Genomic DNA, 23607 nt, shown 5'->3' with positions numbered 1-23607 from the left:
GTATGTCTGTTACTTATTGAAAATAAAACTATTTATACTTTTATGAATAAGAGAGTGTAGGAGTAATCGATGAAAAGCATCAGCAGATATTGGCTACCCAATAAAGTAATGCGTGATTGATAAAAAATAGCGTATTTATTATTAACATTATTGGTTGCATTATTTTATAAAATAAGAATAAAGCGTGATTTATTTAAAATATGATTAGTGGTTGTTTATAGAATAAAAATTTTTAAATAAAAATTATTAACTTATATGTATCAATGATAATTAAATAAAAAAATAACTTCGTCGATAAAAAATAAAGTTTATCGATATGTACATATAGGTATTTTTATTATGAGTATTAAACAAAGTGCTAAAATAGGCGCATCTGCACTGTTATTAATTTTTATTTTATCCTCTGCATTATCTACATTTTTCATCTATAAAATGAAAAATAATTTTACTCAAGTTGAAGTGTTATTGACACGTTACACCGATGTTTTGATGGCGCGTTATCAATTAGCGATTATGCGTTCTAATGTGAATTTTCTGATACAAGATACCGCCGAAACAAATGCTAAAGATGCTGAAATTATTGAGAAAAACAAAAAAATTGCGGTAAGTGCTAAACATGCAATGGATATATGGGTAAAAGAAAAGAAAGTCACAGTAGAAGCACAAAAAAGTGCAGAAGAAATAGCAAAGTTATTTTATAGTCTAATTGATAGACTCTTGATTGCGTCAAATAGCTCAGAAGCAATACATATAAAAGATACAGACTTTGCCAATGATTTTGATAGATTAAATAATTTATTTGATAACTATGTTTCTGTTAAAGCCAAAAATAGTGCTGGGCTCAGAAATAGACAAGATACGATGGTTCAGCTTTCTATTTATTCCACTCTTATATCCTTATTAATTCTATCCGTTATTTTATACTTTGTTATTCGTTGGATAAATAAAACCTTTATTTATAACCTTAATACGTTGTCTAATGTGTTAAACAAAGTTGGGAAAGGGGAATTAGTTTTCGATTTACCTAAAATGAAAAAAGATGAATTTGGTGAGTTATTTTCACATGTGAGTGATATGCAAAAAGCGTTAACTTCTACCATTCTTACCGTAAAAAGAGAAACGTTAGAGATAAAACGGGGCGCTTCCGATATTGCATCAGGTAATCAGGAGCTCTCTGCTCGTACTGAAGAGCAAGCTAGTGCATTACAACAAACCGCAGCCAGTATGGAAGAGATTAAAACCGCAGTAGCCAATAACACCGAAAATACTCAAGAAGCCAATGAGATTATTAATCAATCTAATGACATCGTTATCGATGGCGCTAAAGTGATGAAAGAAGCGATTTCATCAATGAAAAAAATAGAGCAGGGTGCGGTAAAAGTGGGTGAGATTAATGAGGTTATTAATAGTTTGGCAAGTCAAACCAATATTCTTGCATTAAATGCGGCGGTAGAAGCTGCGAGAGCAGGAGAACAAGGGCGAGGTTTTACCGTTGTTGCGGCTGAAGTAAGAAATTTAGCAGCCAAAAGTGCAGATGCTGCAAAAGAGATCAGCCAGATATTAAAAGCATCTATAAAAGATGTCGCAGAAGGAACCGCTCTCGTTAATAAAACGGGAAAACATATGCAAGAGATCGTTTCTTCAATTACAAAAGTAAACAATATTATGCAAGGGATAAGTCTCGCTTCAGAAGAACAAAAAATAGGGATAGAACAAATTGCAGTGGCGATTAATCAGATGGATACGGTTGTACAACAAAATGCCTCTTTAGTGGATCAAGGCGCATCTTCAACGATGATGTTAGACGAAAAAGCGCAGGTATTGATGGATAATGTGGCGGTATTTCAGATTGAGGAACCGATGTAATGACGATTAAAACAGCTCACTTTGAAGTATTGTATTGAAGTGCGCTGTTTTATTTTTAACTTATTAATAACACTAAAATATTATTTCATTGTGAGATATTATCAAAGTTAAAATATGAATATCAGTATAAAAAACTAGTCGTAATCATTGATTGAGAACTGTAATAAGTGTTTGTATCGATAATTCTGATTAATCAGTAAATAAAATCTATTTCGTGCCGATAAATGAGTACATTTGTATCACTTTATTACCGGGGTGGATTATTTCATGAGTATTGAAAGATCAGCTAAAGTAGGTTCTATCATATTATTAGCCATTTTTTTATTATCATCTGTATTGTCGTCGTTTTTTATTTATAGAATGCAAGAAAACTTCGCATCATTGGATTCTTTGAATACCAGATTGAATAGTGTTCAAGAAGCAAGGTATGAATTAGCGACCATTCGTTCTCACGTCAACTACCTAATGTTGTTGAAAACAATGACGGATGAAAATAAGCAAGAAACAATTAAATCACTTGTTGCTGAAGCGAAAGAGTTGGCGACAAAATCAAAAGCGACTATTACACATTGGGTCGGCGTGAAGAAGATAAGTCCTGATGCTCAACGTAATTCAGAACAATTATCAGTGTTATTCTATTATCTTCTAGATGAACTTATTGCACCTATCGATACGCTAGATTATACAGAATCAAACCTCTCCGATGACTTTAATCGCTTATCTGATCTTTTTGATGAATATCTTATGATCACTAAAGGTGTGAATGATGATATTAAAGCACAGCAAGCTTGGATGGTGCAGTTATCACTTTACACAACCATCATTGCTTTGGGGATCATTCTTGTTCTTCTTTATATTGTCATCCGCTGGGTGAATAAAACGTTTATCTTTAATTTGAATACACTATCAGCCATTTTGCAAAAAGTGGGAGAGGGTGATTTAAGTTTCACTCTACCTAAGAAACGAAATGATGAGTTTGGAACTTTGTTCTCTAATGTAGGGGATATGCAAACTTCGCTAACATCGACTATTCAACTTGTTAAAGAAGAAGCACTAGAGATCAAAAAGGGTTCGGCAGAAATTGCTTCTGGCAACCAAGATCTCTCTTCTCGTACTGAGGAGCAAGCAAGTGCTCTGCAACAAACAGCAGCAAGTATGGAAGAGATAAAAATCGCCGTAGTGAATAATACTGATAATGCGATTTTAGCAAACTCCATTACCGCAGAAACACGCGATTTAGCGATTGATGGTTCTAACATTATGAATGATGCAATTAACTCGATGAAGAAAATCGAGGTAGGAACATTAAAAGTTGCTGAAATCAATGATGTGGTTAATAACATAGCAAGCCAAACCAATATTCTGGCATTAAACGCAGCCGTTGAAGCGGCGCGTGCAGGTGAGCAAGGCCGTGGATTTACTGTTGTTGCAACAGAAGTGAGAAATTTAGCAGCAAGAAGTGCGGATGCTGCGCGTGAAATTAACCAAATTATCAGAGAGTCTGTTGCTGATGTTGCTCATGGTAGAGAATTGGTAAATAGAACGGGCGAGCATATGCAGGATATCGTTTCTTCTATTACTAAAGTTAGCGATATCATGCAGGGTATTAGTATTGCATCAGAAGAGCAAAAAGTGGGTATTGAACAGATCGCAGTAGCTATTAACCAAATGGATTCTGTTGTTCAGCAAAATGCGGCTTTAGTTGAACAAGGTGCAACTTCGACAATGATTTTAGATGAGAAAGCACAAAACTTAACAGATAAAGTTTCGGTCTTTCAAATTAAAGAACAATATTAATCCGTTAAGTTAGTCTGTTAATATTGTATTCAAAACAAGCTCACTCTGAGTGTAAAACTCAAGTGAGCTTTATTGTTTATCTATTGTTTATCTGTTGCTTAAAATATTTTTTTATCTTATTAATAAAAAACAAGGTAGATAAAAAGACAGTGTTAATATTTTACTGTTTTTATATTGTTATTTATTAATCACAATAAATTATAATGTTTATCTGGTCTTACTGTTATCGGTAATGGCATAATATCTTGCATCTCTAATAAGTTTCTTTCAATCGTATTACAAATGGCATTTAAGGGTAAGTCATTTGCAGATACACCAAAAGGATCTTCTAATTCTTCAGCTAATGAATCCCAAGATAAAAAAGTATAAGAGATAAACACTGATACAAATGGTGTCATATAATGAAGATCTGCTACCAAAGCAAAAGGTAACAATGTACAAAATAAATAAACAGTACGTTGCAATATCAAAGTATAAGCAAATGGAACTGGAGTATTTGAGATCCGTTCGCAACCTCCGAGTACATCAGATAAATTATTAATATCTTTATTTATAGATTGAAAAATAACGTCACTTATCATCTTGTTATCTCTCAGTTCGCCTATTTTTAAACCGATATGTAATAAAATACGATTAGTGGGATAAGGGCTATTTATTATTTCATTGAATAAAGTTCGAGGTAATAGGCGGTAAAGATCAACCATTGGATCTGTTTTTCTTAACTCATGTTTTAAACTCCAACTAAAAGCAATTAATAGATTAGAAAAGTCTCGATTAAATTGTTTATCTTCAGGTAATAATGCTTTTATATTTCTTAATATATTACGATGAGTAATTAACATATTACCCCATAGGGTTCTGGCTTCTACAAGCCTGCTATAGCTTGCATTATTTCTGAAACCAAGAAATATTGCGATGGCAATACCGAGTAAACTAAAAGGAGCAACTGTTAAGTGTATTCCTAATTGTTCATACCATTGATAAATCAAAATAGCGATAATTGACATGATAACATTAAGACATAAGCGAAAGATTATTTTTGAAAGCACAGAACCATGCCAATCAAATAACCGAAAAAACCAGTGTTGATTAGGACGAATGACCATAATAGTAATGATATAAAACAAGATTTGAATTTGTGGGAATATTATTGCAATAAAATAAGAGATTATCTAATTAATTCTATTAAATGTGTTAAAGATGAAATTTAATTAATGTGGAGTAATAAATCATCTCTTAATAGGGAGGATTAACGATCACGAGCTGAGAAGGGATAATGCATCAGTTTCAATGGGCAAGAATGAGGCAATGATTAATAAAAACAAAAAAGCCACTTGCTAAGAAGTGGCTTAATGAGCTGATTTAACAGCTAAAATTTGGTGGCCCCTACTGGACTTGAACCAGTGACCAAGCGATTATGAGTCGCCTGCTCTAACCAACTGAGCTAAGGGGCCTAATGGAATGAGATTATACGTGCCATTTGGCACTAGGTCTAGCCTTTGAATGACTGTATGCGCAAATTCTGTTCAATCTAAACAATAAAAAAATAAAACAGAGAATAACTGTGATATCAATAACATAGTGTAACGATTTATGGATAAGCTTACGCACAGGTACAATAATATAAATAATAAGGCTATTTTTTATAAATATGTGTAGGTGAAATCTATCGTAGATTAGATAGATTGTAGATATCGTATCAAAATCCCATAAAAAAACGCCTGTGGTATCACAGGCGTTTATTATAACTTTTATTGAAAAGTAAGTTGATTACTCATCAAGGAAGCTACGTAATACTTCAGAACGGCTTGGGTGGCGTAATTTACGCAGTGCCTTCGCTTCAATCTGACGAATACGTTCACGGGTAACATCAAACTGTTTACCCACTTCTTCCAAGGTATGGTCAGTATTCATATCGATACCGAAACGCATACGCAGGACTTTCGCTTCACGTAATGTTAAACCAGCTAACACTTCGTGAGTTGCTGAACGTAAGCTTTCTGATGTTGCAGAATCCAGTGGTAATTCGAGAGTAGTATCTTCGATAAAATCACCTAAATGTGAATCTTCATCGTCACCGATTGGGGTTTCCATGGAGATTGGTTCTTTAGCGATTTTCAGTACCTTACGGATCTTGTCTTCAGGCATCAGCATGCGTTCTGCAAGCTCTTCTGGTGAAGGCTCACGTCCCATCTCTTGCAACATTTGACGAGAGATACGGTTCAGTTTATTAATCGTTTCGATCATGTGAACAGGGATACGGATTGTACGTGCCTGATCAGCGATTGAACGAGTAATTGCCTGACGGATCCACCATGTTGCATAAGTTGAGAACTTATAACCACGACGGTATTCAAATTTATCAACCGCTTTCATCAGACCGATATTCCCTTCCTGAATTAGGTCAAGGAACTGTAATCCACGGTTGGTATATTTTTTCGCGATAGAGATAACGAGACGTAAGTTCGCTTCGACCATCTCTTTTTTCGCACGACGTGCTTTTGCTTCACCGATAGACATACGACGGTTAATATCTTTAACCTGTTCGATTGTCAGTCCGGTTTCAACTTCAATTTGTTGCAGTTTTTGTAAGCTGCGTTGTACTTCTTCTTCAATACCTGCCAGTTTTTCAGACCAAGGCTTATTCATTGCGCGGGCAGCAGTGAACCATGTGTCATTGGTTTCGTTACCTGTAAACAGCGTAATGAAGTTTTTCTTTGGCATCTTAACTTGATCAACACAAAGACGCATGATGTGACGCTCTTGAGCACGAACTCTGTCCATCATGTCACGCATATTGTTAACTAAATAATCAAACTGTTTCGGTACTAAACGGAACTGTTTGAAAATTTCAGATAACAATAAGATTTCAAGCTCTGTATCTTTGTGGTTGCGACCTTTCGCCTTGATAGTTTGGCGAGTTTTTTCATATTGCTCACGAAGCTCAGTAAACTTCTGACGCGCTAATTCAGGATCGATGCTGTTATCATCATCGCTATCGCTGTCATTGTCGCCATCTTCATCTTCGTCTTCATCTTCGTCTTCAGCGTTGTTGTCAACTTCATCATCATCTTTGTCTAAGTTGACATCTTCACTTTCTGCCATTTCTTCGGCATTCGGGTCAATAAACGCAGTAATTAAGTCTGAAAGACGTGCTTCACCAGCTTCAACGCGATCATACTGTTCAAGAAGATAAGTAATTGCTTCAGGATATTCTGCAACGGAACATTGAACTTGGTTAATACCATCTTCAATGCGTTTTGCGATATCAATTTCACCTTCCCGGGTGAGCAGTTCAACAGTACCCATTTCGCGCATATACATACGCACAGGGTCGGTTGTACGGCCAATCTCAGATTCTACACTAGAAAGTACCTGAGCTGCGGCTTCTGCAGCATCATCATCAGTATCATTTGAATTTTCTGCCAGCATCAGATCATCGGCGTCAGGTGCTTCTTCCATAACCTGAATGCCCATGTCGTTAATCATCTGGATGATGTCTTCGATTTGATCTGAATCGACGATATCTTCCGGCAGATGGTCATTGACCTCAGCATAGGTCAGGTAGCCTTGCTCCTTACCTTTAGTAACAAGTAGCTTCAGCTGTGACTGCGGGTTTTGCTCCATAAGACGGTATCCACACTTCAAAGTAATTTGGGTTGGTGTCGGTCGGCGATAACTGTTCAGCCAACAATAACTACGGAGGGGCATTTTCATTGTCGATTGCTACGGTCCCCTCAGCGTAGCAAATGTAGGTTTTTAGTACCTACCGATAGCGGCAATTAAGCCGTGTTTTTAATCTTAATTCTGTGTTTACTTTTTAACGCGTGCCTGTATTATCAATTGGACTTCTTCGCGTTCATTTTGCGTTAGGCCTTCTGTTCTCTCTTTCGCAATAAGCGCGTTTAAACGTTCGTCCATTGCGGTTAAAAAAAGATGATCTAACGTGTCTGTAAAGGTTTTCTCTGCAATCTCATCTATATCTATATCGTTCCACATTGCCAATTTTTCAAGCTGTTTACCGAATTTATTCTCTCTATAGAGTTCGATAATTTGTCCTGTATTCAGGCCGGGTTGTGCTTGGCAAACAGAAACTAATTCAATAAAAAGCGATAGACCTGCAATTTTTTCTGTACTTAATCCCTCAAGAGGGGGCACTAATTTAGAGAATTCTGGGTTTTGTATCAATAGGGCAATCAATATACGCATTGGTGTTGTGCGTAATTTTGTCGGTTGATACGATAACTCGTGATTAACCGGCGTTCTGCCAAATAAACGATCCATCTGCTCAATATCGGGATTTCCCGTTAAGCTTCCAAGCTCTCTTAATAAATATAGACGTAAAGTTTCACTTGGGATCTTATCTATTAATGGTCTGGCTAAACTATACAGCTTACCATTGCCTTCTTGAGTACTCAGATCCACTTGAGGAACGAGTGAATCAAATAAAAATTCTGATAATGAATGTGCTTGTTCCATACGTTTTTCAAAAGCTTCTTTACCTTCACGACGAACCAATGAATCGGGATCATCACCTTCGGGTAAAAACATAAAACGTAAAGAGCGACCATCATTTAAAAAAGGAAGGGCGGTTTCTAATGCTCGCCATGCGGCATCACGTCCAGCTCTATCTCCATCATAGCAGCAAATAATGTTATCCGTTGTCCGAAAGAGCAACTGAATATGTTCTGCTGTGGTGGAGGTTCCTAATGAGGCAACGGCATAATCAATACCAAACTGCGCTAATGCCACAACATCCATATAACCTTCAACAACTAATAGCTTTGTGACGTTATTATTAGATTGTTGGGCTTCATAAAGTCCGTAAAGTTGACGTCCCTTATGGAATATCTCTGTTTCTGGTGAGTTTAAGTATTTAGGTAAATCATCACCTAAAACACGCCCACCAAAGGCAATAACACGACCACGTCTATCTCGGATAGGAAACATGACTCGTTGGCGAAAACGATCATAAGTGCGACCATTATCGTTCGTTATTACCATACCCGCTTCAAGAAGTAAGGCTTTATTATCGGCACTTTGACCAAAACGTTTTAGGGCGTTATCCCAACCTGTTGGTACAAATCCAATAGAAAAACGGGTAATAATATCTTCACTAAGCCCACGATGCGCAAGGTAGTTTCTTGCTTCCTGTGCATCAGGTTTATTGAGAGCGCTACTATAATACTGATTCAACTTCTCCATCACTTGATAGAGATTTTGTCTTATGTGTCGTTCAATAGGGCTACTGCCTGTTCCTGATTCATAAGGAACTTCTAACCCATGCATTGCTGCTAACTCTTCAATGGTTTCGACAAAATCGAGTCTGTCGTAATTCATCAAAAAATCAATAGCATTGCCATGCGCGCCGCAACCAAAACAGTGGTAAAACTGTTTGTCGCTATTTACTGTGAAAGAGGGCGTTTTTTCATTATGAAACGGACAACACGCTGAATGATTTTTGCCTTGTTTTTTTAACGGCACGCGAGCGTCGATAAGATCGATGATATCGGTTCGAGCTAGCAAATCATTGATAAATGAACGTGGAATTCGTCCAGCCATAAGCCCTTTTACGCCTGTTGTTGAACGAGAATAAGCCGCGCTCTCAGAAGAAAGCACGGCCTTTAACTGCGACTACAGTGTCTGCATACGTTGCGGTATAAGCCGCAAAATATTAGTACAGACGAGTACGACGTGCGTTTTCGCGAGCTAATTTTTTAGCGTGACGTTTTACTGCTGATGCTTTAGCGCGTTTACGTTCAGTCGTTGGTTTTTCATAAAACTCACGACGACGAACTTCTGCTAATACGCCTGCTTTTTCACAAGAGCGTTTGAAACGACGAAGAGCAACGTCAAATGGCTCGTTTTCACGTACTTTGATTACCGGCATGTGCCTCTCACCTCAATAGAAATCGGTTTGCGCTGGCATTATTTAAGCCAGCCGACATTTAAAATGGTGCGGAATTTTACTTCAAAGCAGGGCACTTTGTAAAGAGATGCACAAAATTGAAACGCAAACTCTCACTTTTGTGTCTTTTTTGGGAGAACACGAAAAGCGAAAATCGCTAACCACACATTTAAATCACTTAAAATAGGTGGATAATTATAGAACAGAAAAAGGAATTTGTCACATGCTGGTATGTAAAAGATGTTGCGAAGGCGTATAAAATCACCGAAATAATGATACAATCGATTCATTACGCGAGTTAGCGAAGAAGAATTTGGAAGCGTCATGCGAGTTTTAGGAATTGAAACATCTTGCGATGAAACCGGTATCGCAATTTACGATGATAAAGCCGGTCTATTAGCGAATCAACTTTATAGCCAAATTAAACTGCACGCCGATTATGGTGGGGTAGTTCCTGAGCTTGCTTCACGGGATCATATCCGTAAAACAGTACCTCTTATTCAAGCGGCACTGAAAGAAGCAAATCTTACGGCACAAGATATTGATGCGGTTGCTTATACTGCTGGCCCCGGCCTTGTTGGCGCGTTGCTTGTAGGAGCAACCATCGGGCGCTCATTAGCTTTTGCGTGGGATGTTCCAGCTATTCCTGTTCATCATATGGAAGGCCATTTATTGGCTCCAATGCTTGAAGAGAAAACACCAGAGTTTCCATTTGTAGCCCTTTTGGTTTCTGGTGGGCATACACAGCTAATTAGTGTAACGGGAATTGGCGAATACACCTTATTAGGTGAATCTATTGATGATGCTGCTGGTGAAGCTTTTGATAAAACAGCAAAACTGTTGGGATTAGATTACCCTGGCGGTCCAGTATTATCGAAAATGGCGCAACAAGGCACAGAAGGTCGATTTGTCTTTCCTCGTCCAATGACAGATAGACCGGGACTTGATTTTAGTTTCTCGGGTTTAAAAACCTTTGCGGCTAATACTATTCGACAAAATGATGATTCAGACCAAACTCGCGCTGATATTGCACGGGCATTTGAAGATGCGGTTGTTGATACTCTTGCGATAAAATGTCGTAGAGCTTTAGAACAAACAGGCTTTAAACGTTTAGTGATGGCGGGTGGTGTAAGTGCTAATCGTACATTACGTGCAAAAATGGAAACCGTAATGAAACAATTAGGCGGCGAAGTTTTTTATGCGCGTCCTGAATTGTGTACTGATAATGGCGCAATGATTGCACTAGCGGGAATGATCCGTTTTAAAGGTGGTACAGAAGGTCCGTTAAGTGTGACCGTAAGACCACGCTGGCCTTTAGCTGAATTGCCTGCACTTGATAAGCAATAATTTATTAGAGTATTAATTAAGATCTTACTCTTTGTTAAAAAGCCACTTTTTTGAAAGTGGCTTTTTGTTTTTGGCGTTCATTTGAAACGTAATGTAATTAATCTTCTTTTTCTTGCTCTTTAGCTTCTTGAATGATCTCTTTTTCCGTTTTTTCGGTTTTCTTTTTCAATTTATGCCAGATACGGCTCTCTTGACCACGCCATAAACGTTGAATATTGTCGTGATGGCGGTAAAGTACCAGACATGATAATAAAGCAACGGGATAAGTGAATTCTGGTTTAAACCACCAAACATAAAAAGGGGCAAGCAGTGCACTGATAATCGCACCAAGTGATGAATAGCCACTGAGTAAGACGGTGAGTAACCACGTTCCTGCGATAAGCCCACTTAAATCCCAACCAATGGCAGCGATAGCACCAAATGCGGTGGCTACACCTTTTCCGCCTTTAAAGTGGAAAAAAACAGGATAAATATGCCCAAGACAAGCTGCTATTGCGACGATACCGAGGTAAAAAGGAGGCACATTTAAGTAATAGGCGAGCCAAACAGGGATCATCCCTTTTAGGACGTCACAGATAAGAACGGCGGCGGCGGCGGCTTTTCCGCCAATACGCAGGACGTTGGTTGCTCCGGGATTGCCAGAGCCAAATTTTCTTGGATCAGGTAGTCTTGCCAGTCGGCAAATCAATATCGCGCTGGAGATTGAGCCGCACAAGTAGGCGAAGATGATCATTCCAAGTGCGTTAGCACTCATTTGTATTCTCCAATGTTTATGTAAGTTCGTTAGGCATGTATGGATAATACGCATATTTCATCGGAAGTGGTATCCGATGAGCAGAAAAAATAAGAGATGACGTGATGGATATCGTATTTATTGAGCAATTATCAGTAATAACCACAATCGGTGTTTATGATTGGGAAAAAACCATAAAACAAAAATTAGTGTTCGATATCGAAATGGAATGGGATAACAAACGCGCATCCCAAACTGATGATGTGGTTCATTGTTTAGATTATGCCAGTGTGAGCAATGCAATTATCGACTATGTTGAGACTCGACGTTTTGAATTAGTTGAACGTGTTGCTGAAGAAGTGGCACAGCTATTGATAACGCAATTTGCTGTACCAAGAGTAAAAATTAAATTAGCGAAACCCGGAGCTGTTGCACAAGCCACAAATGTAGGTGTGATTATTGAGCGTAAAGCTTAATTAGTGCTGATCCTGATTAAGTCGCGATTTCCATTTTATAATCGCGACTTCTCGTTGCTTGGTTAGTGCATCTCGTATTGCGCTTCCTTTTAATCCACTTTCAATGATTGGCTTAATATCCACATTATTTGCAACGGCGAAAGCTTGGCAAAGAAACACGTGTTGTGGGTAAACGAGATTTTCTAATCCTTTGCGTCCTCTGGCGTCGGCTTCACTTACCATGGCTAATTGCTCAACACGTTCAGGTTTTCGCCATGCATCAATAGCATCAAATAAGCGGATTATTTTAGAAGGGCGCATTCTATCAATACGATGGATATGATCATGAAATCTTGCCGTTAAGCGTGCCAGATCACGGATATGATTAGGAATACGATAACGTTGGCACAAGGCTTCAACTAAAGGAACTCCAGCCGGGCCGTGTCCATGGTGATGAGGCCAATTTTCAGGAGGTGTTAATCCTTTTCCCAGATCATGACATAAGGCACTAAAGCGTACTGCAATATCGTCTGTTAATTGACTGGCGATATTAAGTACCATCATGGCATGAATGCCAGTATCGATTTCTGGGTGCCATTTTTCAGGAGCAGGCACACCAAACAACGCATCAATTTCAGGAAAAAGAACACTTAAAGCGCCACATTGACGTAAAACTTCAAAATAAACTTGAGGCGCAGGGCTCTCAAGGGCTTTTTCAGTCTCTTTCCAAACACGTTCAGCAGTCAGTGCATTTAACTCACCGCTTTGTGCCATTGTCTTCATTAATTGCAGTGTTTCAGGTGCAACATTAAATCCTAAAGGCGCAAACCGTGCTGCAAAACGTGCAACTCGCAAAACTCTTAAAGGATCTTCAGAAAAAGCCTCAGAGACATGGCGAAGTTGTCTCGCGTTGATGTCATCAATGCCATGGTAAGGATCGACATATTCCCCATCAGCAGAATAAGCAATGGCATTAATGGTGAGATCACGACGAGCAAGATCGTCTTCTAACGTGACATCTGGTGCCGCATAACAAGTGAAACCCGTGTAACCTGAGCCTGATTTTCGTTCTGTACGCGCAAGGGCATATTCTTCATGAGTATCAGGATGAAGAAAAACAGGAAAATCTTTGCCTACTTGTTGATAGCCTTGTTGTAATAGCATTTGAGGTGTTGCACCAACAACAACCCAATCTCTATCTTTTACTGGCATCTGTAATAGTTGGTCGCGCACAGCGCCACCAACAAGGTATATATTCACGGGATCACTGTTCCTTTGTCTGGATATTAGTTCATCCAACGATCATTACGTTTACGACGACGCGGAATAATATGTGGAAGGATCAGACCAAAGACAAGACCTGCGCCAGCAACACCACCGCCATACATAAACCACTGTAAGATGATATCGCGTTGTCTATCATCTAATTGTTGATTAGCAAAATCGAGTTTTTTCTCTGCGACAGCGAGCTTTGTTCTCATTTGTTCATTTTCTTTTTTCAAGCCATTGATGATGTCATCGCTGTTTGAAACTTTATTTTGCATATCAGTGGTACGTTGGTTCCAGCTCTGGTCGATATTCGCCAGTTTATCGCGCAGTGTTTGGATCTCTTTTTCCATAGCAGGAATGCGAGTACGCATACTTGGTTGGGCACTCAGTTGGCTTTCTGGTAACCAAACGGTACGATCTTTATCGTCTTTAATCTGTACATAACCCGTTGCTGCGTTACGAGAAAGTACAGTAACGGTTGAGCCCGAATTTAAAGAGCCAACAATTCGATACTGATTTCCTGGTCCACTGTGTACATAAGTGGATAATTCATCGGAAACATAACGAGTTTCTGCGTGTGAGCTCAGAGAAACGCCTAAGCCAAGTAAGGAAAGAAAAAGTAAGGGTAATTTTCGCATTATGTTTTCAACTTTTTTATCTATACAAGAGAATATTTTTACTGATACTAAAGAGTAAAGTTTGCGTAAGCAAATAGTAAACCAGAATGAGAACACTCTTAACTGGTAGAATATAGGGATAATCTGCCTTTTATTCATTATTGTTATTAGGCTATCACTTGCAAAATGAAAATGCGTCAAATATTTTACTAATCAATTGATTTACTTAAGGGAAATAGAATGAGCCAATTAGAAACTGAACTCAAAATGAGTGCCATACCTGCCGCTATTCCTCACATTATTCAGCGCATTCTGACTCTACCTCATCAGCACTCTGCACCCAAAAAGCTGACTAATCTTTACTTTGAGACGACAGATAATCAAATTCGTCGCTGGGATATGGGGCTGCGTATTCGTGGTGTTGATGAAAGTTATGAAATGACAATTAAAACAGCCGGTAAAGTCGTTGCAGGTTTGCATCAACGTCCAGAATATAACGTGAAATTAGAACAACCTAAATTAGAGTTAGCCCGCTTTCCGGCAGAAATTTGGCCTGAAAATACCGATCTTACGTTATTAGAAACGCAACTTGATGTGCTGTTTAATACCGATTTTTATCGTGAAATCTGGCTGGTGGATTTTCAAGATAGCCAAATTGAAGTGGTGTTAGATAAAGGAGCTATTCGCACTCATCAATATGAGTTACCGATTGAAGAGTTTGAGCTAGAACTTAAAAAAGGTCATGTATCAGATGTTATCGCATTAGCGACTTATTTAGGTGAAAAGGGTGGATTGCGTCTTGCTTCTCGCAGTAAAGCAGCTAGGGGTTATTATCTAGCAAAAGATAAACCTGCTTTGTCGTTAAGTGTGGTAAATCTTTCTCCGAGTGATACAACCGCTCAGCAACTCACAAAATGGTTAAGTGCAATACAAGCATTAGAAGAGGCCATTTTTGCTAATCCAACACCACCGACAATTACCATGCCAGCAATGTTGGCGCTATTTTCAGATTGGTGTAAAAAACAGTCTGATTTGCCTAGTTCTATGGAACAATCACTCAACGCGATTTCGCCGTTAACATTTGCAACAGCAACCGATTATTATCATGTTTTATGGTTGAATTTTAAGTTATCTTCTATGGCATGGTTACTGTCTATTGCTTAATTTCCTGACAAATTGAGAGTCTATTTATGTCTGTTATCGATGTATTTCAACAATTGTGGAATAAAGCACAGTGCGGGTTCTCTTCTCAATTAAATGCGCTAGCGCCTTTTAATCAACAAGAACAACAGTTTTTGGCTTTTAGCCCTTTTGCAACAGAGCATTTATGTGTTAATCCTCAATGGTTGGCTGATATTAGGCAAAATCCGCCAACGAGTGTGGAATGGCAGAGTTATGAGTCTCAATTAACGGCAAAATTAACCAATATTGATAATGAAGATGATGTGATGCGGATCTTACGCCAATTTCGTCATCAACAATTAGTGCGCATTGCATGGCTACAATTTTTTCGATTGGGTGATATTCCTTGTACGCTAAAACATTTGAGCGTATTAGCTGAAACATTGATTTGTGTCGCGAGAGATACGCTTTATCAACAATGTTGCCAGCAATGGGGAACACCTTGTGATAATGAAGGGAAACCTCAGCCGTTATTGATTTTAGGAATGGGAAAACTCGGTGGGTTTGAACTTAACTTTTCTTCCGATATCGACTTAATTTTTGCCTATCCTGAAAATGGATTTACACAAGGCGGGCGCCGAGAATTAGATAATGCACAGTTTTTTACTCGCTTAGGTCAAAAGCTAATTAAGGCTTTGGATCAGCATACTATTGATGGTTTTGTCTATCGTGTTGATATGCGATTACGCCCTTTTGGAGAAAGTGGGCCTTTAGTTATGAGCTTTGCAGCATTGGAAGATTATTATCAAGAGCAAGGGCGCGATTGGGAACGCTATGCGATGATCAAAGCACGTGTTTTAGGTGCTGAAAAGAAAGAGTATTGCCAAGTTTTACGGCAAATGTTGCGTCCTTTTGTTTATCGTCGTTATATTGATTTTAGTGTTATTCAATCACTTAGAAATATGAAATCGATGATAAGTCGAGAAGTTCGTCGTCGTGGTATGATTGATAATATAAAATTAGGCTCTGGTGGCATTCGTGAAATCGAATTTATTACGCAAGTTTTTCAGTTAATTCGCGGTGGTAGAGAGCCAGAGCTTCAAAGTAATTCATTATTAACGGTACTTAACGTTATTGCGAAACTTGAATTACTGACCGCAGAAGAAACGGCACAATTGGCTGAAAGCTATCTTTTTCTTCGTCAATTAGAAAATCTTTTACAGTCTATTGGTGATCAACAAACCCAAACATTGCCAGACACATTAGAAGATAAAGCCAGATTAACTTTGGCGATGGGATTTGATGATTGGGAAACGCTTTATCAAGAAATTAACCACAAGATGCAGGCTGTTTCCGTGATTTTCACACAATTAATTGGTGAAGAAGATGAAAATGATGATGAAGACGATATCTCTGAATTTAAGCGTCTTTGGTTATTAGGTCGCTTACCTGAAACCTCTCCATTATTTCATGAAACATTAACCATTGAAGCGCTTGAGGCGATAAATCAGACGTTGCAGAATTTTCGTCAAGATATTGGCAAACGAACAATTGGGCCAAGAGGACGCGATGTTCTTGATGCCTTAATGCCAAAACTATTGGCTAAAATTTGCCAGCAACCTCTCACCCTAGTGACACTACAACGCGTAACGCCTTTGCTATTAAGTATTGTGAGTCGCACAACGTATTTAGAGTTGATGCAAGAGTCAGATGAAGTTTTAACGCATGTTATACGACTCTGTGCGGCATCTCCGATGATCGCTGAACAATTAGCGCTTCACCCTTTATTATTAGATGAATTACTTGATCCTAATTCTCTCTATCAACCTCTACCTTTAGAGGCGTATCGTGATGAATTACGGCAATATTTATTACGTGTGCCAGAAGAAGATGAAGAGCAACGATTAGAAGCATTACGCCAGTTTAAGCAAGCCCAATTACTAAGGATCGCCGCTGAAGATATTACAGGTGTATTGCCTGTAATGAAGGTTAGCGACCACTTAACCTATTTAGCTGAAGCTATTATTCATGCCGTTGTTCATCAAGCTTGGTCATATATGGTGAAACGTTATGGTGAACCTGAACATTTAGCTCATCGTGATGGGCTGGGTTTTGCAGTGATTGGATACGGTAAATTAGGGGGATGGGAGTTAGGATATAGCTCTGATTTGGACTTGGTATTTTTATTAGATTGTCCAATAAACACGGTGACAACAGGGGCAAAACAGATTGATGCCCGCCAGTTTTATCTGCGTTTAGCACAGCGTATTATCCATTTGTTTAGTACTAGAACATCTTCTGGCGTGTTATATGAAGTCGATGCGCGTTTACGCCCTTCGGGTGAATCTGGTATGTTAGTTAGTACTATTCAAGCTTTTGATGAATATCAGAAAAATGAAGCGTGGACTTGGGAGCATCAAGCTTTAATTCGAGCTAGAATGATTTATGGTGATGATGAATTACAACAGATGTTTTCACGTATTCGTCATGAAACGCTATGTCTTTCTCGTGATGCTGATGTGTTACAAAATGAAGTGCGCGATATGCGTAAAAAAATGGTGCAACATCTTGCACCAACACAAGCCGATAAGTTTGATTTAAAAATCTCATCTGGCGGTATTACCGATATTGAATTTATCGCGCAATATTTAGTCTTGCGTTTTTCTCACCAATACCCTGCTTTAACTCGTTGGTCTGATAATGTGCGTATTTTTGAGCTAATGGCAAAGCATCAAGTGATGGATGAAGATGAAGCTCTCGCTTTAACACATGCTTATGTCACATTGCGTAATGAATTGCATCATCTGGCTTTACAAGCATTACCTGCCATTGTGGATAATCATTGTTTTATCGCAGAGCGAGAGTGTGTATTAAAAAGCAAACTAAAGTGGCTTGGTGAACAAGAGTAATAGTTTGTTGGCATGAAGTCTTATGTGTATCTCTTTTTGCCTAACAAGTTATGGTATTATTTCGGCTTATTTTGAAAATAAATGTGGAGTATGGGATGAAAGTAACGCTGCCGGATTTTAATAAGGCCAATGTGTTGGTTGTCGGTGACGTCATGTTAGACCGCTATTGGTATGGCCCAACAAGTCGAATTTCACCAGAAGCCCCTGTGCCAGTGGTTAAAGTTGATACCACAGAAGAGCGACCAGGTGGTGCAGCAAACGTTGCGATGAATATTGCGTCTCTTGGTGCTAATTCGCGTTTAGTGGGTTTAACAGGTATTGATGAAGCCGCAAAAGCATTGAGCAATACATTAAATCAGGTCAATGTGCGTTGTGATTTTGTCTCTGTTGCGACACACCCAACGATCACAAAATTACGTGTTCTTTCTCGTAATCAGCAATTAATCCGTCTTGATTTTGAAGAAGGGTTTAGTAATGTTGATCCTCAACCTATTTATGAACGTATTCAACAAGCATTACCTTCTATTGGCGCATTAGTGTTATCAGACTATGCCAAAGGCGCGCTTTCTCATGTTCAAGAGATGATCCAACTGGCGAAAAAAGCCGGTGTGCCTGTATTAATCGATCCTAAGGGATCTGATTTTGAACGCTATCGTGGTGCGACGCTATTAACGCCAAATATGTCTGAATTTGAACAAGTCGTTGGTGTTTGTAAAACCGATGATGAGCTGGTAGAAAAAGGTACTCAATTAGTTCGAGATTTAGATCTTGAAGCGTTGTTGATCACTCGCTCAGAGCGCGGAATGAGTTTACTTCGTGCTAATGAAGCTCCATTGCATTTACCTACCCAAGCACAAGAAGTTTATGATGTAACAGGTGCTGGTGATACGGTAATTGGCGTACTAGCAACCTCTTTAGCTGCTGGCAAACCTTTAGGTGAAGCCTGTTTCCTTGCTAACGCAGCAGCAGGTGTTGTTGTGGGTAAATTAGGGACATCAACGGTGTCACCTATTGAGCTTGAAAATGCGATCCGTGGTCGTTCTGACAACGGGTTTGGCATGATGGAAGAAGAACAATTAAAACAAGCTGTCGAATTGGCGCGTCAGCGCGGTGAACGTATTGTAATGACAAATGGTTGTTTTGATATTCTTCATGCAGGTCATGTTAGCTATTTAGCGAATGCACGCAAATTAGGTGATCGCCTTATTGTTGCTGTAAATAGTGATGCGTCTACTAAGCGCTTAAAAGGTGAAAGTCGCCCTGTTAACCCATTAGAGCAACGTATGACTGTGTTAGGCGCATTAGGTGCCGTCGATTGGGTTGTTGCGTTTGAAGAAGATACACCACAGCGCTTAATTGCCTCTGTATTACCGGATATCTTAGTTAAAGGTGGCGACTATAAGCCTGAAGATATCGCGGGTAGCAAAGAAGTATGGGCTGCTGGCGGTGAAGTCAAAGTGCTAAATTTTGAAGACGGTATTTCTACAACGAATATTATCAATGCGATTAAAAAGAAATAATGGCATTTATAAAAAATGAAAGGCACTCTTCGGAGTGCTTTTTTTTGCTGACATAACAATAAAACCAATTATTAATATTAAATGTCGTTTTATATTAATGATTATTGTTCTCGTTTTAAATGATATTCAACAATATAATCTTGGGTATTTCTATACATTATTGAGTAATTAATATAATCACCATGAATACTATATGATAATGTGCTGAGCCTTAATATGGGAATGTTATTCTCTATTTTTAATAACTGACAAATATTGTTATCCGGCATAATAGGGTGAAAAGTTTCGTAACTTCCCGCTATTTTTATTTGGCAAATATTTTCAATGAAATCAAATTTAGAGCCTTCTAAATGAGCTAATGTTAAATTACTAAAATATTTTACGGGCATATAACTGTCTTCAACAATAAGCGGTTTATTGTCAACATAACGTATTCTTCTTGAATAAAAGATACGCTCATTTGAGTTTATGCGTAATTTACTAGAAATAGATAAAGGACAGGGAATAACACTAAACTCTATCACTTCGCTCCTTACGTTGTGACCAGTGTTTGCCATTAATTCGACGAAGCCTTTTAGGCTAGCATTTTCATGATGAACATCTTTTTCTTTAATATAAGTCCCTGAGCCATGTTTTCGTTCTAATAATCCTGCAATAACTAATAAATCTACAGCTTTACGTATTGTCATTCTCGATGCGTTGTATTGTTGCGCTAATATTTTTTCTGCGGGTAGTGGGTCACCAATTTGATATCCGGCAGAATTTATTTGAATTCTTAGGCTTTTTGCAATGTCTTTATAGATCATTTTTATACCTCTTTTTATTATAAAAATTGGCTTATTCTATTTAATTTATATGAATCTAATCTTTTGATATATAGCATAATCATTTATACCTTTAAAATGTGAACGTTATCAAAAAATAAAAACTGATCTGCCTTTTCACTAAAAAGTAGATCACTTGACGTGAAAGATTAGTATGAATTAGATCACGAATAGTTCATTTGAGATGAGAGAATAAAGAGAAAAGAATCTAATCTAATTTCACAGAATCAAAATAAATTAAAAAGCGTGTCATTTCAGTAGCAGTAAATAAGAGGATATTTTTTATGCTCAGTCAAATACAAAGATTTGGTGGAGCCATGTTTACCCCTGTCCTGCTATTTCCTTTTGCAGGTATTGTTGTAGGCATTGCAATTCTATTACAGAATCCATTATTTATTAGTGAAGATTTATTAAGACCCGATAGTTTATTCGCTCAAATTGTTCATATTATTGAAGAGGGGGGATGGACTGTTTTTCGTAATATGCCTCTTATTTTTGCAATTGGTTTACCAATAGGTTTAGCCAAAACTGCACAAGCAAGAGCTTGCCTTGCCGTTATGGTGAGTTTTCTTACTTGGAATTATTTTATTAATGCAATGGGTATTGTTTGGGGCAGTTATTTTGGCGTGGACTTTACAAATGAAGTCGGTGGAAATAGTGGCCTTACAATGATTGCTGGTATTAAAACATTAGATACCAGTATTATTGGTGCAATTATTATCGCTGGTATTGTAACAGGTATACATAATCGTTATTTTGATAAACAGCTTCCGGTATTTTTAGGTATATTTCAGGGAACATCTTATGTTGTATTAATTAGTTTTTTTGTGATGTTACCGTTGGCGTGGATAACGTTATTTTTCTGGCCTAAAGTACAAATTGGTATTCAATCTTTGCAAGTATTTATGGTTGAATCAGGCTCTTTGGGAGTTTGGATATATACCTTTCTTGAGCGTATTTTAATTCCTACTGGTTTACATCACTTTATTTACGGACCTTTTATTTTTGGCCCAGCAGTCACTGAACATGGTATTCAAGTTGATTGGGCTCAAAATATGCAATATTTCAGTCAAAGCACCCAATCTTTAAAAGAGTTATTTCCTGAAGGTGGTTTTGCACTACATGGTAATAGCAAAGTCTTTGGTTCTATTGGTATAGCTCTTGCTCTTTATTTTACTGCCGCACCTAAAAATAGAGCTAAAATTGCAGGCTTACTGATACCTTCTGCATTAACCGCTGTATTTGTCGGAATAACTGAACCTTTAGAATTCACATTCTTATTTATCTCACCGTTATTATTTGCGATTCATGCCGTACTTGCCGCTACCTTGGCGACGACACTTTATCACTTTGGGGTTGTGGGCAATATGGGCGGGGGGATCATCGATAATTTCCTTCCTATGAATTGGATCCCCATGTTTCATAACCATTACGGAATGATTATTACGCAAATAGTCATAGGTCTTATTTTTACAATGATTTGGTTTGTGGTGTTTAGAACATTAATTATCAAACTTAATTTAAAAACACCGGGTCGTGAAGAAGACGACGAAGAGATCAAACTATATAGCAAACAAGATTATAAAAATAAGAAGTCACAGTCTTTAGATAACTCAAAATCAGCAAAAGAAGACCGCAAACTCGCACTTCCTAAAGGCATTCTTGAAGGCTTGGGGGGAAGTGTAAATATCAAATCCTTAAATAACTGTGCAACACGTTTACGTATTGAATTGATTGATCACGAGATAGTTGAAACAGATGCCTATTTTAAAGCGCTCGGTGTACATGGTGTGGTACGCAAAGGCCATGCATTACAAATTATTATCGGGCTACATGTTTCTCAAGTGAGAGACAAAATTGAACAATTAATGAAAGAAGATGCACAAAAAATCACCTTGTCGGAGGCTATATAATGAAGAAGTTCTCAGTCGTAATTGCAGGTGGCGGCAGTACATTTACACCCGGTATTATTTTGATGCTACTGGAAAATTTAAAACGCTTTCCATTAAGAGCCATCAAATTTTATGACAATGATGCCGAGCGGCAAGAAACCATTGCTAAAGCTTGTGAAATAATTCTTACTGAAAAAGCACCTGAAATTGAGTTTTGTTATACCACAGATCCTAAAACTGCTTTTACGGATGTTGATTTTGTAATGGCGCATATCCGCGTTGGTAAATACCCTATGCGTGAAAAAGATGAAAAAATTCCTTTACGTCATGGTGTGTTAGGGCAAGAAACTTGTGGACCTGGTGGTATTGCTTATGGCATGCGCTCTATTGGTGGGGTATTAGAATTGGTTGAGTATATGGAAAAATATTCACCAAATGCATGGATGTTAAATTATTCTAATCCAGCAGCGATTGTCGCTGAAGCCACTCGCCGCTTAAAACCCAATGCAAAAATCTTAAATATCTGCGATATGCCAATTGGTATTGAATCACGTATGGCACAAATTGCAGGATTAAAATCACGTAAAGAGATGCGTGTTCGTTATTATGGCTTAAATCATTTTGGCTGGTGGACACAAGTCGAAGATTTGCAAGGTAATGATCTGTTGCCGATTATCCGAAAACATGTTGCAGAATATGGATATATTCCCAAAGTGGCGGGAGAGCCTGTTGAAGCAAGCTGGAATGATACCTTTGGTAAGGCAAAAGATGTTTGGGCATTAGATCCGGCAACTATGCCAAATACTTACTTGAAGTATTATTTATTCCCTGATTATGTTGTTGAGCATTCTGATCCTCATCATACGCGAGCAAATGAGGTGATGGAGCACAGAGAAAAGAATGTTTTTAGCGCGTGTCGTGCAATTACAGCAGCGGGTAAATCATCTGCTGGTCATCTTGAGATAGATGAACATGCCTCTTATATTGTCGATCTTGCAACCGCGATCGCATTTAATACTCAAGAAAGAATGTTACTGATCGTTCCTAATAATGGATCAATTATTAATTTTGATCCTGAGGCAATGGTTGAGATCCCTTGCATTGTCGGAAGTCATGGGCCAGAGCCTTTAGTAATGGGTAAAATTCCATTATTCCAAAAAGGGATGATGAGTCAGCAAGTTGCAGTTGAAAAATTAGTGGTAGAAGCGTGGATTGAAAAATCATATTTGAAACTGTGGCAGGCTATTACAATGTCTAAAACGGTACCAAGCGCGACTGTCGCAAAAGCGATTTTAGATGATTTAATTGAAGTTAATAAAGACTATTGGCCAGAGTTAAAATAGTGATT

17 protein-coding genes and 1 tRNA gene are annotated in these 23607 nt (G+C 38.3%); 9 read left to right on the top strand and 9 right to left on the bottom strand.

Going from position 1 to position 23607, the window contains the following annotated elements; genetic code table 11:
• Positions 1–339: 339 nt before the first annotated feature.
• Positions 340–1866: a methyl-accepting chemotaxis protein gene (locus CBE70_RS07310; RefSeq protein WP_100158817.1), complete on the top strand. Its 1527-nt coding sequence runs from the start codon at positions 340–342 to the stop codon at positions 1864–1866.
• 267 nt (positions 1867–2133) lie between these two features.
• The gene (locus CBE70_RS07305; protein ID WP_100158816.1) at positions 2134–3663 is read left to right on the top strand and encodes a methyl-accepting chemotaxis protein; all 1530 of its coding nucleotides are present in this window, start codon (positions 2134–2136) and stop codon (positions 3661–3663) included.
• A 188-nt stretch (positions 3664–3851) separates the two neighbouring features.
• Here CBE70_RS07305 and CBE70_RS07300 read toward each other — a convergent pair whose 3' ends face one another.
• The 5 genes from CBE70_RS07300 to rpsU form a co-directional block, all read right to left on the bottom strand.
• Positions 3852–4769 carry a bestrophin family protein gene (locus CBE70_RS07300; protein ID WP_100158815.1) on the bottom strand — a complete coding sequence of 306 codons (918 nt, stop codon included), beginning with the start codon at positions 4767–4769 and terminating at the stop codon, positions 3852–3854.
• Between the two features lie 271 nt (positions 4770–5040).
• Positions 5041–5117 (bottom strand) — tRNA-Ile (locus tag CBE70_RS07295).
• A 316-nt stretch (positions 5118–5433) separates the two neighbouring features.
• Positions 5434–7290 carry an RNA polymerase sigma factor RpoD gene (gene rpoD / locus CBE70_RS07290; protein ID WP_100158814.1) on the bottom strand — a complete coding sequence of 619 codons (1857 nt, stop codon included), beginning with the start codon at positions 7288–7290 and terminating at the stop codon, positions 5434–5436.
• Between the two features lie 186 nt (positions 7291–7476).
• The gene (dnaG, locus tag CBE70_RS07285; protein WP_100158813.1) at positions 7477–9225 is read right to left on the bottom strand and encodes a DNA primase; all 1749 of its coding nucleotides are present in this window, start codon (positions 9223–9225) and stop codon (positions 7477–7479) included.
• 112 nt (positions 9226–9337) lie between these two features.
• Positions 9338–9553: a 30S ribosomal protein S21 gene (gene rpsU / locus CBE70_RS07280; RefSeq protein ID WP_001144069.1), complete on the bottom strand. Its 216-nt coding sequence runs from the start codon at positions 9551–9553 to the stop codon at positions 9338–9340.
• 342 nt (positions 9554–9895) lie between these two features.
• Between rpsU and tsaD the strand changes: the two genes are divergently transcribed.
• Positions 9896–10918: a tRNA (adenosine(37)-N6)-threonylcarbamoyltransferase complex transferase subunit TsaD gene (gene tsaD / locus CBE70_RS07275; RefSeq protein WP_100158812.1), complete on the top strand. Its 1023-nt coding sequence runs from the start codon at positions 9896–9898 to the stop codon at positions 10916–10918.
• A 97-nt stretch (positions 10919–11015) separates the two neighbouring features.
• On the opposite strand, the gene plsY is transcribed toward tsaD, so the two are convergent.
• Positions 11016–11672, bottom strand: coding sequence for a glycerol-3-phosphate 1-O-acyltransferase PlsY (gene plsY, locus CBE70_RS07270; RefSeq protein WP_023582777.1), 657 nt, complete (start codon positions 11670–11672; stop codon positions 11016–11018).
• 104 nt (positions 11673–11776) lie between these two features.
• Here plsY and folB point away from each other — a divergent pair, with 104 nt between their 5' ends.
• Positions 11777–12127, top strand: a complete 351-nt coding sequence (gene folB, locus CBE70_RS07265; protein WP_099074474.1) for a bifunctional dihydroneopterin aldolase/7,8-dihydroneopterin epimerase — start codon at positions 11777–11779, stop codon at positions 12125–12127.
• On the opposite strand, the gene CBE70_RS07260 is transcribed toward folB, so the two are convergent.
• The gene (locus tag CBE70_RS07260; protein ID WP_100158811.1) at positions 12128–13366 is read right to left on the bottom strand and encodes a multifunctional CCA addition/repair protein; all 1239 of its coding nucleotides are present in this window, start codon (positions 13364–13366) and stop codon (positions 12128–12130) included.
• 26 nt (positions 13367–13392) lie between these two features.
• On the bottom strand, positions 13393–14013 hold the full coding sequence (locus CBE70_RS07255; RefSeq protein WP_100158810.1) for a TIGR04211 family SH3 domain-containing protein: 621 nt from the start codon (positions 14011–14013) through the stop codon (positions 13393–13395).
• Between the two features lie 219 nt (positions 14014–14232).
• Here CBE70_RS07255 and CBE70_RS07250 point away from each other — a divergent pair, with 219 nt between their 5' ends.
• The 3 genes from CBE70_RS07250 to hldE all read left to right on the top strand — a co-directional run bounded on the left by CBE70_RS07250 (position 14233) and on the right by hldE (position 19543).
• The gene (locus CBE70_RS07250; RefSeq protein ID WP_100158809.1) at positions 14233–15156 is read left to right on the top strand and encodes a CYTH domain-containing protein; all 924 of its coding nucleotides are present in this window, start codon (positions 14233–14235) and stop codon (positions 15154–15156) included.
• Between the two features lie 26 nt (positions 15157–15182).
• Positions 15183–18023, top strand: coding sequence for a bifunctional [glutamate--ammonia ligase]-adenylyl-L-tyrosine phosphorylase/[glutamate--ammonia-ligase] adenylyltransferase (glnE, locus tag CBE70_RS07245; RefSeq protein WP_100158808.1), 2841 nt, complete (start codon positions 15183–15185; stop codon positions 18021–18023).
• A gap of 95 nt (positions 18024–18118) precedes the next feature.
• Positions 18119–19543: a bifunctional D-glycero-beta-D-manno-heptose-7-phosphate kinase/D-glycero-beta-D-manno-heptose 1-phosphate adenylyltransferase HldE gene (hldE, locus tag CBE70_RS07240; protein ID WP_100158807.1), complete on the top strand. Its 1425-nt coding sequence runs from the start codon at positions 18119–18121 to the stop codon at positions 19541–19543.
• Between the two features lie 101 nt (positions 19544–19644).
• Here the strand turns inward: hldE and CBE70_RS07235 are convergent, their stop codons facing one another.
• On the bottom strand, positions 19645–20349 hold the full coding sequence (locus tag CBE70_RS07235) for a GntR family transcriptional regulator (RefSeq protein ID WP_100158806.1): 705 nt from the start codon (positions 20347–20349) through the stop codon (positions 19645–19647).
• Between the two features lie 302 nt (positions 20350–20651).
• On the opposite strand from CBE70_RS07235, the gene CBE70_RS07230 reads away from it, so the two are divergent.
• Both CBE70_RS07230 and CBE70_RS07225 read left to right on the top strand, forming a co-directional pair.
• On the top strand, positions 20652–22280 hold the full coding sequence (locus CBE70_RS07230) for an alpha-glucoside-specific PTS transporter subunit IIBC (RefSeq protein ID WP_100158805.1): 1629 nt from the start codon (positions 20652–20654) through the stop codon (positions 22278–22280).
• A complete protein-coding gene (locus CBE70_RS07225; protein WP_100158804.1) occupies positions 22280–23602 on the top strand; it encodes a 6-phospho-alpha-glucosidase in 1323 nt (440 codons plus the stop codon). Before CBE70_RS07230 ends, CBE70_RS07225 begins: the two co-directional genes overlap by 1 nt.
• Positions 23603–23607 lie beyond the last annotated feature (5 nt).

The sequence above is a fragment of the Proteus columbae genome (genome assembly GCF_002777965.1).
In the GTDB taxonomy this organism is placed as follows: domain Bacteria; phylum Pseudomonadota; class Gammaproteobacteria; order Enterobacterales; family Enterobacteriaceae; genus Proteus; species Proteus columbae.
This window is presented reverse-complemented; position numbering and strand designations above follow the sequence as displayed.

What these genes read in the sequence shown, in the direction of transcription:
- CBE70_RS07310 (WP_100158817.1), top strand. Translation starts at nt 340, where the DNA reads ATGAGTATTAAACAAAGTGCTAAAATAGGCGCATCTGCACTGTTATTA.
- CBE70_RS07305 (WP_100158816.1), top strand. Translation starts at nt 2,134, where the DNA reads ATGAGTATTGAAAGATCAGCTAAAGTAGGTTCTATCATATTATTAGCC.
- CBE70_RS07300 (WP_100158815.1), bottom strand. Translation starts at nt 4,769, where the DNA reads ATGGTCATTCGTCCTAATCAACACTGGTTTTTTCGGTTATTTGATTGG.
- rpoD (WP_100158814.1), bottom strand. Translation starts at nt 7,290, where the DNA reads ATGGAGCAAAACCCGCAGTCACAGCTGAAGCTACTTGTTACTAAAGGT.
- dnaG (WP_100158813.1), bottom strand. Translation starts at nt 9,225, where the DNA reads ATGGCTGGACGAATTCCACGTTCATTTATCAATGATTTGCTAGCTCGA.
- rpsU (WP_001144069.1), bottom strand. Translation starts at nt 9,553, where the DNA reads ATGCCGGTAATCAAAGTACGTGAAAACGAGCCATTTGACGTTGCTCTT.
- tsaD (WP_100158812.1), top strand. Translation starts at nt 9,896, where the DNA reads ATGCGAGTTTTAGGAATTGAAACATCTTGCGATGAAACCGGTATCGCA.
- plsY (WP_023582777.1), bottom strand. Translation starts at nt 11,672, where the DNA reads ATGAGTGCTAACGCACTTGGAATGATCATCTTCGCCTACTTGTGCGGC.
- folB (WP_099074474.1), top strand. Translation starts at nt 11,777, where the DNA reads ATGGATATCGTATTTATTGAGCAATTATCAGTAATAACCACAATCGGT.
- CBE70_RS07255 (WP_100158810.1), bottom strand. Translation starts at nt 14,013, where the DNA reads ATGCGAAAATTACCCTTACTTTTTCTTTCCTTACTTGGCTTAGGCGTT.
- CBE70_RS07250 (WP_100158809.1), top strand. Translation starts at nt 14,233, where the DNA reads ATGAGCCAATTAGAAACTGAACTCAAAATGAGTGCCATACCTGCCGCT.
- glnE (WP_100158808.1), top strand. Translation starts at nt 15,183, where the DNA reads ATGTCTGTTATCGATGTATTTCAACAATTGTGGAATAAAGCACAGTGC.
- hldE (WP_100158807.1), top strand. Translation starts at nt 18,119, where the DNA reads ATGAAAGTAACGCTGCCGGATTTTAATAAGGCCAATGTGTTGGTTGTC.
- CBE70_RS07235 (WP_100158806.1), bottom strand. Translation starts at nt 20,349, where the DNA reads ATGATCTATAAAGACATTGCAAAAAGCCTAAGAATTCAAATAAATTCT.
- CBE70_RS07230 (WP_100158805.1), top strand. Translation starts at nt 20,652, where the DNA reads ATGCTCAGTCAAATACAAAGATTTGGTGGAGCCATGTTTACCCCTGTC.
- CBE70_RS07225 (WP_100158804.1), top strand. Translation starts at nt 22,280, where the DNA reads ATGAAGAAGTTCTCAGTCGTAATTGCAGGTGGCGGCAGTACATTTACA.